Source organism: Pseudomonas sp. 43NM1 (assembly GCF_002836905.1).
GTDB lineage: Bacteria > Pseudomonadota > Gammaproteobacteria > Pseudomonadales > Pseudomonadaceae > Aquipseudomonas > Aquipseudomonas prosekii.
Window position 1 is genome coordinate 13,478 of the sequence record NZ_MKGS01000091.1, and the last position, 14,117, is coordinate 27,594.

12 protein-coding genes and 2 pseudogenes are annotated in these 14,117 nt (G+C 59.6%); 9 read left to right on the plus strand and 5 right to left on the minus strand.

Going from position 1 to position 14,117, the window contains the following annotated elements; all coding sequences use genetic code 11:
* Positions 1-100 precede the first annotated feature (100 nt).
* Together BI292_RS09225 and BI292_RS09230 are read right to left on the minus strand one after the other, a co-directional pair.
* Positions 101-403 carry a cell division protein ZapA gene (locus BI292_RS09225; protein WP_092274361.1) on the minus strand — a complete coding sequence of 101 codons (303 nt, stop codon included), beginning with the start codon at positions 401-403 and terminating at the stop codon, positions 101-103.
* Positions 400-630: a hypothetical protein gene (locus BI292_RS09230; RefSeq protein ID WP_054053207.1), complete on the minus strand. Its 231-nt coding sequence runs from the start codon at positions 628-630 to the stop codon at positions 400-402. The genes BI292_RS09225 and BI292_RS09230 overlap by 4 nt, the downstream gene beginning before the upstream one ends.
* 342 nt (positions 631-972) lie before the next feature.
* On the opposite strand from BI292_RS09230, the pseudogene BI292_RS29465 reads away from it, so the two are divergent.
* From BI292_RS29465 to selO, 5 genes and pseudogenes are all read left to right on the plus strand, one after another.
* Positions 973-1,629: pseudogene (locus tag BI292_RS29465) on the plus strand (MCP four helix bundle domain-containing protein); the annotation flags it as partial.
* 303 nt (positions 1,630-1,932) lie between these two features.
* Positions 1,933-2,532 (plus strand): annotated as a pseudogene (locus BI292_RS29470) (methyl-accepting chemotaxis protein); the annotation flags it as partial.
* A 493-nt stretch (positions 2,533-3,025) separates the two neighbouring features.
* Positions 3,026-4,768 carry a potassium/proton antiporter gene (locus BI292_RS09240; protein WP_092274366.1) on the plus strand — a complete coding sequence of 581 codons (1,743 nt, stop codon included), beginning with the start codon at positions 3,026-3,028 and terminating at the stop codon, positions 4,766-4,768.
* Positions 4,769-4,805: 37 nt separating this feature from the next.
* The gene (mscK, locus tag BI292_RS09245) at positions 4,806-8,246 is read left to right on the plus strand and encodes a mechanosensitive channel MscK (RefSeq protein ID WP_371918720.1); all 3,441 of its coding nucleotides are present in this window, start codon (positions 4,806-4,808) and stop codon (positions 8,244-8,246) included.
* 48 nt (positions 8,247-8,294) lie between these two features.
* Positions 8,295-9,758: a protein adenylyltransferase SelO gene (selO, locus tag BI292_RS09250; RefSeq protein WP_101207694.1), complete on the plus strand. Its 1,464-nt coding sequence runs from the start codon at positions 8,295-8,297 to the stop codon at positions 9,756-9,758.
* A 4-nt stretch (positions 9,759-9,762) separates the two neighbouring features.
* On the opposite strand, the gene BI292_RS09255 is transcribed toward selO, so the two are convergent.
* Together BI292_RS09255 and BI292_RS09260 are read right to left on the minus strand one after the other, a co-directional pair.
* Complete coding sequence (locus BI292_RS09255; RefSeq protein WP_101207695.1) at positions 9,763-10,164, minus strand: type II toxin-antitoxin system HigA family antitoxin; 402 nt, start codon at positions 10,162-10,164, stop codon at positions 9,763-9,765.
* Entirely contained in the window at positions 10,161-10,457 is a 297-nt protein-coding gene (locus tag BI292_RS09260) for a type II toxin-antitoxin system HigB family toxin (protein ID WP_092274375.1), read from the minus strand. Before BI292_RS09260 ends, BI292_RS09255 begins: the two co-directional genes overlap by 4 nt.
* 193 nt (positions 10,458-10,650) lie before the next feature.
* Here BI292_RS09260 and trxC point away from each other — a divergent pair, with 193 nt between their 5' ends.
* Positions 10,651-11,085, plus strand: coding sequence for a thioredoxin TrxC (trxC, locus tag BI292_RS09265; protein WP_101207696.1), 435 nt, complete (start codon positions 10,651-10,653; stop codon positions 11,083-11,085).
* A 130-nt stretch (positions 11,086-11,215) separates the two neighbouring features.
* Here trxC and BI292_RS09270 read toward each other — a convergent pair whose 3' ends face one another.
* Complete coding sequence (locus BI292_RS09270) at positions 11,216-11,986, minus strand: ParA family protein (protein ID WP_101207697.1); 771 nt, start codon at positions 11,984-11,986, stop codon at positions 11,216-11,218.
* A 358-nt stretch (positions 11,987-12,344) separates the two neighbouring features.
* Here BI292_RS09270 and BI292_RS09275 point away from each other — a divergent pair, with 358 nt between their 5' ends.
* From BI292_RS09275 to BI292_RS09285, 3 genes are read left to right on the plus strand one after another with little or no spacing between them, the layout of a single operon-like run.
* Positions 12,345-13,070, plus strand: a complete 726-nt coding sequence (locus tag BI292_RS09275) for a beta-ketoacyl synthase chain length factor (RefSeq protein WP_101207698.1) — start codon at positions 12,345-12,347, stop codon at positions 13,068-13,070.
* Positions 13,046-13,858 carry a 1-acyl-sn-glycerol-3-phosphate acyltransferase gene (locus tag BI292_RS09280; RefSeq protein WP_092274388.1) on the plus strand — a complete coding sequence of 271 codons (813 nt, stop codon included), beginning with the start codon at positions 13,046-13,048 and terminating at the stop codon, positions 13,856-13,858. Before BI292_RS09275 ends, BI292_RS09280 begins: the two co-directional genes overlap by 25 nt.
* Positions 13,836-14,111 carry a phosphopantetheine-binding protein gene (locus BI292_RS09285; RefSeq protein ID WP_101207699.1) on the plus strand — a complete coding sequence of 92 codons (276 nt, stop codon included), beginning with the start codon at positions 13,836-13,838 and terminating at the stop codon, positions 14,109-14,111. Before BI292_RS09280 ends, BI292_RS09285 begins: the two co-directional genes overlap by 23 nt.
* Positions 14,112-14,117 lie beyond the last annotated feature (6 nt).

Genomic DNA, 14,117 nt, shown 5'->3' on the forward strand with positions numbered 1-14,117 from the left:
GGAACACCCCCAAAGAATAAGTGGCTGAAACCCTGCAACAGCCGTGCCGATTGTATACAACCCAAACGACAATTTATTCTTTGGTTGTGCTCAACGCCGATCAGGCCTGATTGATCGTCTTGGAGATCACTTCAACCGTGGCGCTGACTTGCTCTTGGTAACGGTCGAGTTCGAGTTGGTGCTGCTTTTTCATTTCGATCTGCTGCGAGCACAGGTTCATCGCAGCCAGCACCAGCAAGCGATCACCGATCAGCGTCGGGTATTTGCGCTTGGTGTCCGCTAACGCGGCTTTCAACATCAGTGCGGCGTCCAGCAGGGTTTGCTCTTCCCCGGCCGGTGCCTTGATCGAGTAGTCCTCCCCCAGGATCGAGACGACTTTCACCCCTGCGGCGCCCTGATTCATGCGCTGACAGGGCCGGCGCTGACGCGCTCAACCAAGGCCTGGATGCGCGCGGCGGTGGCGCCTTGTTTCTCTTCCTGTTCCATCAGGCTCAGTTGCAGGCTTTCGTTTTCATCCTTGGCCTGGGCCAGTTCTGCGCTCAGGGTCTGGTTGGTGCCGAGCAGGCTCTGGTTCTGTTGCACCAGGTCGCTGACCAGTTGTTCCAATTGACTTAGGGATGCTTCCAACATTTTGATTTTCCAAGCTTTTTCAAAGGGCGCGTACGATAAAGAAAAGTCACCACGGATGCCAGGGTTATTGGGCCGCAAGGCCTTGATTTCACTGGCGGGCGACCTTCCTCGCGAGTTTTAAAGACTGTGATTGGCGGATCTGGTTCCTGCACTTCGTCGCCGCGCCGCATGTGCGACAAATACGCACAGGGGCTCAAGACTTTAGTCACAGAACCGATAAGTCATGCATACAGCAGTCTTAGCCCGCACGGATGCGCTTTCCCCCCGGTAACCCCCATGTCCCTTCGTAATATGAATATCGCGCCGCGCGCGTTCCTCGGCTTCGCCCTGATTGGCGGCCTGATGCTGATTCTCGGTGTGTTCGCCCTCAATCAGATGAGCAAGATTCGCGCGGCCGGTGAAGACATCGCCAACGCCAGCGTGCCGAGCATCAAAAGCCTCGACGAATTCACTCAGCTGACCCTGCGCCTGCGGGTGTTGTCGTACCGTTTGCTGATCAACCGCGAACCCGATGTGCAGCAGAAAACAATGGACCTGTTTGATGCGCGCAATCAGCAAATTCGCGGCGCGCAACGGGTCTACGAGCCGTTGATCGATGGCGCCGAAGAACGCGCGGCGTACGATCAATACGTGCAGTTGCTGGCGCAGTACCGTCAACTCGAAGACCGGATGAAAAGCCTGTCGCGCGCCAACCAGGTCGATGACCTGCGCAAAATGCTCAACACCGAATTGCTGACCAATTCGGAAGCGGTGAATAGCGCTTTGGCGAAATTGCTCGAGATCAACACCCGGCAAATCGCCGAGACCGATCAAGAAGCGACCGATCAGTATTCGTCGTCCTTTAATCTGGTCATCACTTTGCTGGTCATCGCCACTGGCCTGACCGTGCTGTTTGCCTGGCTGCTGACTAACAGCATCACCAAGCCAATCGCCAATGCGCTGGACGCTGCGGAAGAAATCGCCGAAGGCAACCTGACTCGCCCGATCATCGTCGATGGCGAGGACGAAGCCGGTCGCTTGCTGGCGGCGATGGCGAAGATGCAGGAAAAACTGCGCGACACCCTGCAACGGATCTCCGGCTCGGCCACGCAATTGGCTTCTGCAGCGGAAGAGCTGAACAGCGTCACCGACGAAAGCGCGCGTGGCCTGACTCAGCAGAACAACGAAATCGAGCAAGCGGCGACCGCAGTCAATGAAATGACCAGCGCCGTTGAAGAAGTAGCGCGCAACGCGGTGAGCACGTCCGAAGCGTCGAAAAACGCCACCACCTCTGCCGGTGACGGCCGTGACCTGGTGCAGGAAACGGTCAGCGCGATCGAACGCATGAGCGCTGATGTGCAAAGCACCGCGACGCTGATCGGCGACCTGGCTAACGAATCCCGTGACATCGGCAAAGTGCTGGATGTGATTCGCGGTTTGGCCGACCAGACCAATTTGCTCGCGCTGAACGCGGCCATCGAAGCGGCGCGTGCCGGTGAAGCCGGGCGTGGTTTTGCCGTGGTTGCCGATGAAGTGCGAGCCTTGGCGCATCGCACTCAGCAGTCGACCAGCGAGATTGAGCGGATGATCGGCAGCATTCAGAGCGGCACCGAGCACGCCGTGGATTCGATGCGTAACAGCACTGAACGCGCGGAATCGACGCTGAGCATCGCCCGTGGCGCAGGATTGTCGCTGGACACGATCAACACCGCGATTGTCGAAATCAACGAACGCAACCTGGTGATCGCCAGCGCCGCCGAAGAGCAGGCGCAGGTAGCGCGCGAGGTTGACCGCAATCTGGTGAACATCCGTGACCTGTCGGTGCAATCGGCGACCGGGGCCAATCAGACCAGCGCGGCGAGCAACGAACTGTCGCGCCTGGCGCTGGACCTGAACAACATGGTTGGACGCTTCAGCCTTTGATCTGAAATGAGCGGTGCGCTCAAGAGCCACCCCTCACCCCAACCCTCTCCCCATGGGGGAGAGGGGGAAAGGGAGCCGATCTTCGCGCGTTTCGAAATCTGAGTTCGACTCGAAATCGCAAACCGCTCCTGAGTTAGATGCAATCTTTCAGGTCGATGTACTTCGAACAAACACCTCGGTCAGTCCCCTCGCCCCTTTGGGGAGAGGGCTAGGGTGAGGGGCCGATCCCAAGCCGATCGAAATCGCAGATCCACCCCTGAGTTCAATGCAATCTTTCACGTCGATGTACCTCGAATAAACCCCTCGGTCAGTCCCCTCGCCCCTTTGGGGAGAGGGCTAGGGTGAGGGGGCGATCCCCAGCCGACCCCAAACCCAATCACCACACCGTCAAAAGCTTTTTGACAGCATCACATTTCAACAGGTTAGAATCGCTGGCACGCAGACTGCATGGTCAGTTTGTGCCTGTTTTTTTCAGCTTTCTGGAGTATTGCCTTTGAATGCGACGACCATCAACAGCCTGTTCTTGATCGGCGCGTTGCTGGTAGGTGCGAGCATTCTGGTGAGCTCACTTTCGTCGCGCCTCGGCATCCCGATTCTGGTGATCATCCTGGCTGTGGGCATGGCGGCCGGCGTCGACGGCGGCGGCATCATCTTCGATAACTACCCCACCGCTTACCTCGTCGGCAACCTCGCGTTGGCCGTGATCCTGCTCGATGGCGGCTTGCGCACACGGGTTTCGAGTTTCCGCGTGGCGTTATGGCCGGCGCTGTCGCTGGCCACGGTCGGGGTGTTGATCACCACCGGTTTGACCGGCATGGCGGCCGCTTGGCTGTTCGACCTCAACATGATTCAAGGCCTGCTGATCGGCGCCATCGTCGGCTCAACGGATGCGGCGGCGGTGTTCTCGCTGCTCGGCGGCAAAGGCCTGAACGAACGGGTGACCGCCAGCCTGGAAATCGAATCCGGCAGCAACGATCCGATGGCGGTGTTTCTCACCGTGACCCTGATCGACATGCTTGCCAGCGGCCAGACCGGCCTGCACTGGAGCCTGCTCGGCCACTTGATCCGTGAATTCGGCATCGGTGGCGTGATTGGTCTGGGCGGCGGTTGGGTCATGCTGCAACTGGTCAACCGCATCAACCTGGCCAACGGCCTCTATCCGATTCTGGTGATTGCCGGCGGCCTGCTGGTCTTTGCCCTGACCAACGCCTTGCACGGCAGCGGTTTCCTTGCCGTTTACCTGTGCGGTCTGGTGATCGGCAACCGTCCAGTGCGCAGCCGCCACGGCATTCTGCACATGCTCGACGGCATGGCGTGGCTGGCGCAGATCGGCATGTTCCTCGTCCTCGGTTTGCTGGTCACGCCGCACGACTTGCTGCCAATCGCCCTGCCCGCGCTGGGCTTGGCGCTGTGGATGATCCTGTTTGCGCGGCCGCTGTCGGTGATGGTCGGCCTGCTGCCATTCAAAGCGTTCCACGGACGGGAAAAAGCCTTCATCTCGTGGGTCGGTCTGCGCGGCGCGGTGCCGATCATCCTCGCGGTGTTCCCGCTGATGGCCGGCCTGCCGCACGCTCAGCTGTATTTCAACCTCGCGTTCTTCATCGTCCTCGTTTCGCTGCTGGTGCAAGGCACGAGCCTGCCGTGGGTGGCTAAATTGCTGAAAGTCACGGTGCCGCCGGAGCCCGCGCCAATCTCCCGTTCGGCGCTGGAAGTGCACGTCACCAGCGAGTGGGAGTTGTTCGTCTACCGCCTCGGCGCCGAGAAATGGTGCATCGGTTCACCGTTGCGCGAGCTGAAAATGCCCGAAGGTACGCGCATCGCGGCACTGTTTCGTGGTCAGCAACTGCTCCATCCGTCGGGTAGTACCGTGCTCGAAGTCGACGATTTGCTCTGCGTGATCGGCCATGAACACAACCTCCCGGCCCTCGGCAAACTGTTCAGTCAGGCGCCGCAACGCGGTCTGGATTTGCGCTTCTTCGGCGACTTCGTACTCGAAGGAGATGCCCAGCTGGCTGCGGTTGCGGCGCTGTACGGGTTGAAGGTCGAAGGCATCGATCCGGACATGTCGCTGGGCCGCTTCATCGCGCAGAAAGTCGGCGGTGCGCCAGTCGTGGGCGACCAGGTGGAATGGAACAGTACCATTTGGACGGTCGCGGTCATGGACGGGAACAAGATTGGCAAAGTGGGCGTCAGATTCCCCGAAGGAAGTCGCCCAGGCCCGGGGCTCTTCCTCTAAACTGCCATTCTTTTCACCTAGTTCCAGACCGGTATCTATGCCAACCCTGCGCTCCCTGTTCGCCATCGCCCTGCTGGGCCTGAGTCTTTCCATTGGTCCATTGCAAGCTGCGGAGCCGCCCACCAGCGAAGCCGTGCAGGCGAACCTGGACAAGATTGCCGACCGCAAACTGCCCGAGGCCGACCAGAAAGCCCTGCAGTCACTGCTTCAAGGCACGCTGACCCAGCTCAACAACAAGAAAGATTACGAGCAGAAACTCAGCGATCTGAAGCAGCAACTGGCCACCGCGCCCAAGCTCAACATCGAGAATCAGCGCGAACTGGTCCGGCTCAAAGGCACCAAAGTGCTGCCGGTGGCACAACGCTACGCCAACTCTTCGATCCAGCAACTCGAACAGATGCTGACCGAGCGCTCCACCCAGCAAAGCGATCTGCAAAAAGCCCTGTCTGAAGCCAACAGCCTGATCATCACCGCGCAGACGCGGCCCGAGCGCGCGCAAGCCGAGATCGCCAGCAGCCAGACGCGCATCCAGCAGATCAACAACATCCTCAAGGCCGGCAAAGATAACGGCAAGACCTTGAGCGGCGAGCAGCGCGATCAGCTGAATGCCGAACTCGCGGCGCTCAACGCGCTGATTCCGCTGCGTCGCCAGGAACTGGCCGGCAACAATCAGTTGCAGGATCTGGGCAACAGCCAGCATGACTTGCTCTCGGAAAAGACCACACGTCTGGACCAGGAAATCCAGGAACTGCAAACGCTGATCAACCAGAAGCGTCTCGCGCAGTCCCAGGAAACCGTGACGCAACAGTCGATTGAAGCGCAGAAGTCCGGCAGCAGCAGCTTGCTGGCGGTCGAAAGCGCGGCCAACCTGAAGCTCTCCGATTACTTGCTCAAGAGCACCGACCGTCTCAACGAAGTCACCCAGCAGAACCTGCAAACCAAACAGCAACTCGACAGCGTGACCCAGAGCGATTCGGCGCTGGACGAGCAGATCAACGTGCTCAAGGGCAGCCTGCTGCTGTCGAAGATTCTCTATAAGCAGAAACAAGCACTGCCGCGCCTGCAACTTGATCGCGACCTCGCGGACCAGATTGCCGACATTCGTTTGTATCAGTTCGAAGTCAGCCAGCAGCGCGAATTGCTCAGCAACCCAGCGGCCTACGTCGACAATCTGTTGTCGACGCAACCGCCGGAGCAAGTCACCCCGCAATTGCGCAAAAGCCTGCTGGAACTGGCCAACACTCGCTCCGACCTGCTGGAGCGGCTGAACCGCGAATTGAGCGCGGTGCTCAACGAATCGATCACCCTGCAACTCAATCAGAAACAATTGCTCAGCACCGCGCAGAGCCTGCGCGCGACGCTCGACGAGCAGATGTTCTGGATTCCCAGCAACAAACCGCTGGACCCGGAATGGATGCGCGGCGTGCCGGAGCGCTTGCAACGTCAGGTCACCACGCTGCCGTGGACGTCGAGCCTGAGCGAATTGATTGATGGCCTGGTGCAGCGGCCGCTGCTGTTCCTGCCGCTGGTATTGCTGATCGGCGCATTGTTGTGGCGCCGCAAGAATCTTTACGCGCGGCTGAACAAGGTTCACCAGGACATCGGCCACTTCAAGCGCGACAGCCAGTGGCACACGCCGCAGGCGATTCTGATCAATATTCTGCTGGCGGTGCCGGTGGCGCTGGGCCTGGCCTTGTGCGGCCTCGCGTTGCAATTCGACGCCCGCGGGCAAAACGCCAATATGGGCGCGGCGCTGATCCAGATGGGTCAGGCGTGGCTCGTGTTCTACACCGCTTATCGGATTCTTGCGCCGGGCGGCGTTGCCGAACTGCATTTCCGTTGGGAAAAACCTCAGGTCGAATTCCTGCAAGGCTGGATCCGTCGTCTCGGCCTCGTGGTCATGGCCCTCGTGGCCGTGGTGGCCGTTGCCGAGTTGCAACCGGCGGCGCTGGCCGATGACGTGCTGGGCATGCCGGTGGTGCTGACCTGTTACGGCTTGATGGCTTGGCTGCTCGGTCGCCTGCTGATCAGCAGCCCGACGCACGAAAGCGCTTCGCTGTTCCGTCGAGCGGTGGGGGTGCTGTTCGCGGTGCTACCAATCGCGTTGTTTGTCGCGGTGTGTTTCGGCTATTACTACACCGCGCTGAAACTCAGTGACCGCTTGATCAACACCTTGTACTTGCTGATGTTCTGGCTGGTGATCGAAGCCACGTTTGTGCGCGGCCTCAGCGTTGCCGCACGGCGCCTCGCCTATCACCGCGCCCTGGCCAAACGCCAGGCTGCAAAAGAGGCCGGCGAGGGCGAAGCCGTCATCGAAGAGCCGACGCTGGACATCGAAAAGGTCAACGAACAATCGCTGCGCCTGATCCGTCTGGCGCTGCTCGGCGGTTTCATCGCTGCGCTGTACTGGGTCTGGTCGGACCTGATTTCGGTGTTCTCGTACCTCGACAACATCACGCTCTACGAATACACCAGCGGCACCGGCGCGAACATGAGCATGGTGCCCATCAGCATCGGCGACATGCTCGGCGCGCTGATCATCATCGGCATCACGTTCGCCCTGGCGCGCAACTTGCCCGGTTTGCTCGAAGTGTTGGTGCTGTCGAAGCTCAACCTCGCACAGGGCAGCGCCTACGCCACCACCACGTTGCTGTCGTATGTGATTGCCGGCGTCGGTTTTGTCTCGACCTTGTCCACGCTCGGCGTGAGTTGGGACAAGTTGCAATGGCTGGTGGCGGCGCTCTCGGTTGGCCTCGGTTTCGGCATGCAGGAAATCTTCGCCAACTTCATCTCCGGGATCATGATCCTGTTCGAACGCCCGGTACGGATCGGCGACACCATCACCATCGGCAACCTGTCCGGCACGGTGAGCAAGATCCGCATCCGCGCCACGACCATCACCGATTTCGACCGCAAAGACATCATTGTCCCGAACAAGACGTTCATCACCGGGCAACTGATCAACTGGTCGCTGACCGACACCATTACTCGGGTGACGCTCAAACTTGGTGTCGACTACGGCTCCGACCTCGATCTGGTCAAGGCCTTGCTGCTGCAAGCGGCACGCGAAAACCCGCGCGTGCTCAAGGAACCCGAGCCGCACGTGTACTTCCTGAATTTCGGCGAAAGCACCCTCGACCATGAGTTGCGTATGCACGTGCGCGACCTCGGCGACCGTAACCCGGTGCTCGATGAGGTCAACCGCTTCATCAATAACGAATTCAAGAAGCAGAACATCAACATCTCGTTCCGGCAGATGGAGGTTTACCTGAAAAACCTGCATGGCCAGGAATACAAGTTGGTGCCGGTCGAGGAAGAGAACAAAACCATCATCTCGCGCGAAGTGCCCGCCGGTGTTTCAACGCAGGCCAACACGGATGCCTCGACGGATGTTGCAAAAGATCCTTCGAAGGATGTCTCGACCGGGCTCGCCAAGGATGACCCGGAACAAGAGCCGCCTCCGACCAAACTCGACTAACGCGTTTATCCCTAGCAGAATGCTCGGACATTCTGCTGGAGATGGCCGTTGAAAGCCCTCGACGAACTGACCTTCGATAATCGCTTCGCCCGCCTCGGCGACGCATTCTCAACCCACGTGCTGCCCGAGCCCATCGCCGCGCCGCGACTGGTGGTCGCCAGCCCCGCCGCCATGGCCCTGCTGGACCTCGACCCGGCGCTGGCCGAGACGCCGGTGTTCGCCGAACTGTTTGGCGGCCACAAGCTCTGGGCCGAGGCCGAACCACGGGCGATGGTTTATTCCGGTCATCAATTCGGCAGCTATAACCCGCAACTCGGCGACGGCCGCGGCCTGTTGCTCGGCGAGGTCTACAACGAGGCCGGCGAACACTGGGACTTGCACCTCAAGGGCGCCGGCCAGACGCCCTACTCGCGCATGGGCGATGGCCGCGCGGTGTTGCGCTCCTCGATCCGCGAGTTTCTCGCCTCCGAAGCCCTGCATGCCCTGAACATCCCGACCACCCGCGCACTTTGCGTGATCGGCTCCGACACGCCGGTGTGGCGCGAAAAACAGGAACGCGCGGCCATGGTCCTGCGCCTGTCGCCGAGCCATGTGCGCTTCGGCCATTTCGAATATTTCTACTACACCAAGCGCCCTGAGCAGCAGAAAGAGCTCGGCGAGCACGTGCTGGCCATGCATTTTCCCGAATGCCTGGAACAACCCGAGCCGTACCTGGCGATGTTTCGCGAAATCGTCGAGCGCAATGCCGAACTGATCGCCAAATGGCAGGCTTACGGGTTCTGCCACGGCGTGATGAACACCGACAACATGTCGATCCTCGGCATCACCTTCGACTTCGGCCCGTTCGCCTTCCTCGATGACTTCGACGCCAACTTCATCTGCAACCACTCCGACGATCAGGGCCGCTACTCCTTCAGCAACCAGGTGCCGATCGGCCAATGGAACCTCAGCGCCCTCGCCCAGGCCCTGACGCCGTTCATCAGCGTCGACGCCCTGCGCGAAACCCTCGGCCTCTACCTGCCGCTGTATCAGGCGCACTACCTCGACCTGATGCGCCGCCGCCTCGGCCTGACCACCGCCGAAGATGACGACCAGAAACTCCTCGAACACCTGCTGCAACTGATGCAAAACAGCGGCGTCGACTACACCCTGTTCTTCCGCCGCCTCGGCGATCAATCGCCGCAACTCGCGGTCGCGCAGTTGCGTGATGACTTTGTCGACATCAAGGGTTTCGATGCCTGGGCCGAACTCTATGTGGCCAGGGTTGCGCGCGAAGGCTTGCTCGACCAAGCGCAACGCCAGGTTCGGATGCACGCGGTGAATCCGCTGTACATCCTGCGCAATTACCTGGCGCAGAAAGCTATCGATGCAGCAGAGAGCGGTGACTACGCCGAGGTGCGCCGACTGCATGCGGTGCTGAGCAACCCCTTCGAGGAACAGCCGGGGATGGACAGCTACGCCGAACGGCCGCCGGAATGGGGTAAGCATCTGGAGATCAGTTGTTCGTCGTGAGTGCTTAAATAAACGTTTCTGCCGAGACGGCGAAGCGCTCAGCCAACCAGCGGATCTGTCGCACGTTGAGCTGACGCTTGCCGCTCAGGATTTCGGAAACCACTGATTGGGTTCCGACGCCCGGCAAGTCGCTTTGGCTCAATGCGTGCTCGCGCATCAAATAGCCGAGAACCTCGACGCCACTGGGTTTGGGCATCGGGTGATGCTTGTGATCCCACTCCTCAATCCAGTCGCCGATGATATCCACCAGACTCATCAACGGGTGGGACTCATCGCCGCCGGTCATCGCCAGCAATTCATCGAGAGCCTGGGCCAATTGGTCGTAGTCTTCTTCGTTTTTTGGTTTGCGCAGCAACGGGGCAACGAACTCCCAATGCTCGGCGGCTCTTTTGATCAAAATACTCATGTCCTTTCTTCCTTCCACTTCCCGCGCTCGTACTCGCGGTGATCGAGTACATGCTTGATATAGAGCTTCTGCGCACGGTATCTGACGTAGGCGATCAGCCGTAGCTTGTTGCCGCCGATATCGAAAACATGCAATTCACCTACTTTATCGATGGCGGGAAACAGAGCCTTCATTGCCGCAAAATCGTGCGGTTTGCTTCCTTTGGCCAATTGATACCAATGATCCAGTGCGCTAGCAGTCATTGGCCATTTGACCTTGGCTTCGCGTATGCGTTTTTCGGTGATGACATGCATGCAACATCCTTATCGCATTCTGCTATGGGGAGTTAATCACAGATTGGGGATATCGCAAGTTGCGATAACACCCGAAAGACCAGCGGTCTCACTGATTCACTCAGCCTAGTTTTCGCGCGATAGGCTGCACGATTGAAAATGTCAGCAGACGTCTCCAAATACAGGACATCGGCTTCTTACCAGGACCACCCTCATGTCTGAACCACTGCTAATCCCCTGCCCCCACTGCAACGGCCTCAACCGCATCCCCGCCGAGCGCATGGGCGATCAGCCGAAATGCGGTCGCTGCAAGGCGGAAGTGTTGCTGAGAAAACCTTTTGAATTGAAACAAGGCGATTACGCCAGCCAGATCAAGGGTGATCTGCCGTTGCTGGTGGATGTCTGGGCCGAATGGTGCGGGCCGTGCAAGTCGTTTGCACCGGTATTCGAGCAAGCGGCGGGGCAATTGGCGAGCAAGTGTCGGTTGGCGAAACTGGACAGCGAGGCCAATCAACAGTTGTCGGCGCAGTTGGGGATTCGCTCGATTCCGAGCTTGATCCTGTTCAAAAACGGCCGGGAAATCGCGCGCCAGAGCGGCGCGCTGCCATTGCCGCAGTTGCTCAGCTGGCTGCGTAGCCAAGGAATCTAAGCCCACCAAAGATCAAATGTAGGAGTGAGCCTGCTCGCGATGGCGCCCGTTCATTCAACAAAGATGTTGAATGTGAAGGCCCCATCGCGAGCAAGCTCGCTCCCACAGTGGTTCGGTGGTGGCTGTGGGGTCAGGCGTTCTCAAGCAGGTTATGCAGCTCAACAAATTGCTGGGTCAGTTTGTGTCGTGGATCAAGGTAGATCAGCGGCGTGTTCGCCTGGTGCGACTCCCGCATGCGCACCGAACTGCCCAGATAAACCGGCAACACCGGCAGGCCTTCGGCGATCAGTTCGTCGAGGATCTGCTGCGGCAGGCTCGCCCGGGCCTGAAACTGGTTGACCACAATGCCTTCAACCTCCAGCCCTTCATTGTGGTCCTCTTTCAACTCCTCGATTTCCGCCATCAGGCCATACAGCGCTTGGCGCGAGAAACTGTCGCAGTCGAAGGGAATCAGCACACGATCGGCGGCGATCAAAGCAGACACCGCATAAAAGTTCAGCGCCGGCGGCGTATCGAGGTAGATCCTGTCGTAGTCCTCGTCCAGCTCGTCCAATAATTTGCGCAGCTTGTTGATCTTGTGTTTGGCCTCGAGCTTGGGCTGCAGGTCGGCCAGTTCGGCGGTGGCCGTGATCACGTGGAGGTTGTCGAACGGGGTTTCGTAGATATCGACCTGGTTTTTCTTCGAGAACGGCCCCGAAGACAGGGTCTGCTTGAAGAAATCGGCAATGCCCATCGGGATGTCATTGCCGGTGAGCCCGGTCAGGTATTGCGTCGAGTTGGCCTGGGCATCGAGATCCACCAGCAGGGTGCGATAACCCTCGCTGGCGCTGACTGCGGCCAGATTGCAGGCAATGCTCGACTTGCCTACCCCACCTTTCTGATTGAACACCACACGCCGCATGTCGAAACCTCCGTGTATCAAAGAATTGCCCGAGTGTAGTAGTCCATGGCGCTGCTTAGCTACCTTGCGCGTATCGGGACTACACGGTCAGGTGCAAACTCTTGGTCAACAAAACGCAAAATCGCCCGTTGATCGCAGACTCGCCCGACAGATTTGCGCGCTGGAATGTGGATAATGGCAATACGACAGCTTTACCGCGAACCAACCGGTACATTTCATTGCGCAAAATGTAACCAACATTTGCTACACGCCCGCCGCACCGGGATAATGCGCGCCACTCGGCGTTCAGCGCCTCGTTAGGTCGGGCGCATATTTGTGCGACTCACCGCGTCAAGGAAAGCCCGCAGGGGCGGGATGAATCTCAGTGATCAACTTCAACATCGCCCAATGGCGCGCATGGGCCCCTGGGCTCGAAAGCGTGGACGATTGGCAGGCATGGTGCCGACAACCGGTCGCGCCTACCTGCAGCGATGCCGCCCCCGACGTGTCGTTTCTGCCGGCCATGCAGCGCCGGCGACTCAGCCGCCTGGCGCGGATGGCGTTCAGTGTTGGCTGGCCACTGGCCGATGGTCGGCAGGACCTACCGTTGGTCTTTATTTCCCGTCACGGCGAAACCCCGCGCACCTTCGATATTCTCAGCGATCTGGCCGCCGATCAGCCGCTGTCGCCGACCCAGTTCAGCCTCTCGGTGCACAACGCCGTTATTGGCCTGTGGTCGATCATGCGCGGCGAAACCAGTGAAATGACCGCCCTCGCCGCTGCCGGCGATGGCCTTGAACACGGCATGCTTGAGGCTGCGGCGCTGCTTTCGGAGGGCGCGCCCGCCGTGCTGCTGGTGGTCACCGAAGAACAACCGCCGCAAGCTTATTCGGCGTGGATCGACGATGTGCCGTTCCCTTACGCCGTTGGCCTGTTGATCACCGCCGGTGACGATTGGCAGCTGTCGTTGAGCAGCAATCCGCAGCAATTACCGAAAACCCACTGGCCCCATGCCCTGAATCTCTTGCGTACCCTGCTCGGCCAGCAGTCAACCTGCCAACATGCCTGGAAAAATCGTGTATGGACCTGGCAACGCAACCCGTAACCGGAAAAAACCGCGACGCCTACTACTGGCGTTTGCTGGCCACCGCCGCGAGCTTCGCCCTCTTCGGGTTGGGTGGGCTGTGCCTGCGATTGCTGGTTTTTCCCTTGCTCGGCTGCCTGCCCGGCGATGCCGCGACGCATCGGCTGCGGGCGCGAAAGACCGTCAGTCGCTGCTTCTGGTTTTTCGTGCGTTTCATGGCCCGCGCAGGCGTGCTGACTTACGACATTCAAGGCGCGGAAAAACTGGGCCGGCCGGGGCAAATGATCATCGCCAACCACCCGTCGCTGATCGACGTGGTGTTTCTGATCGGTCTGGTGCGCCACACCAATTGCGTGGTGAAAAAGAGCCTTTGGGAAAACCCGTTCACCCGTGGCCCGTTGCGCAGCACCGAATACATCAGCAACGACGGCAGCATGGACATGCTCGACGCCGCGGCCGACGCGTTGAAAAGCGGCCAGACCCTGATCATTTTCCCCGAAGGCACGCGCACCCAGCCCGGCCAGCCACCGGCCTTTCATCGGGGTGGCGCGGCCATTGCCCTGCGTGGTGCGAAAATCCTCACACCGGTGATTATCAAGGTCAGCCCGACCACCCTGACCAAAGCCGAACCCTGGTATCGCATCCCGAAACGGCGCGTGCACTTCAGTTTCCGTGTCGGGGCCGATATAGACCCACAGACCTTCGCCGCGCAAGGCCCTGCCCCGCAAGCCTCGCGCAAGCTCAACGATTATTTGCACACCTACTTTATTAAGGAGCTCGCCGAAGATGAGCGATCTGCACACCAATAGCCTCGAGCAGGATATTAAACAACTGATCATCGAAGCCCTCGGCCTCGAAGACATCAGTGCCGACGACATCGGCAACGACCAGACCCTGTTTGGCGAAGGCTTGGGCCTGGATTCGGTCGACGCTCTGGAACTGGGTCTGGCGATCCAGAAAAAGTACGGCATCAAGATCGACGCCGATGCCAAAGACACGCGCAATCATTTCAGCAACGTGGCGAGCCTTGCGGCGTTCGTCACCGCAAAACAGGCAGCTTGAGACCGG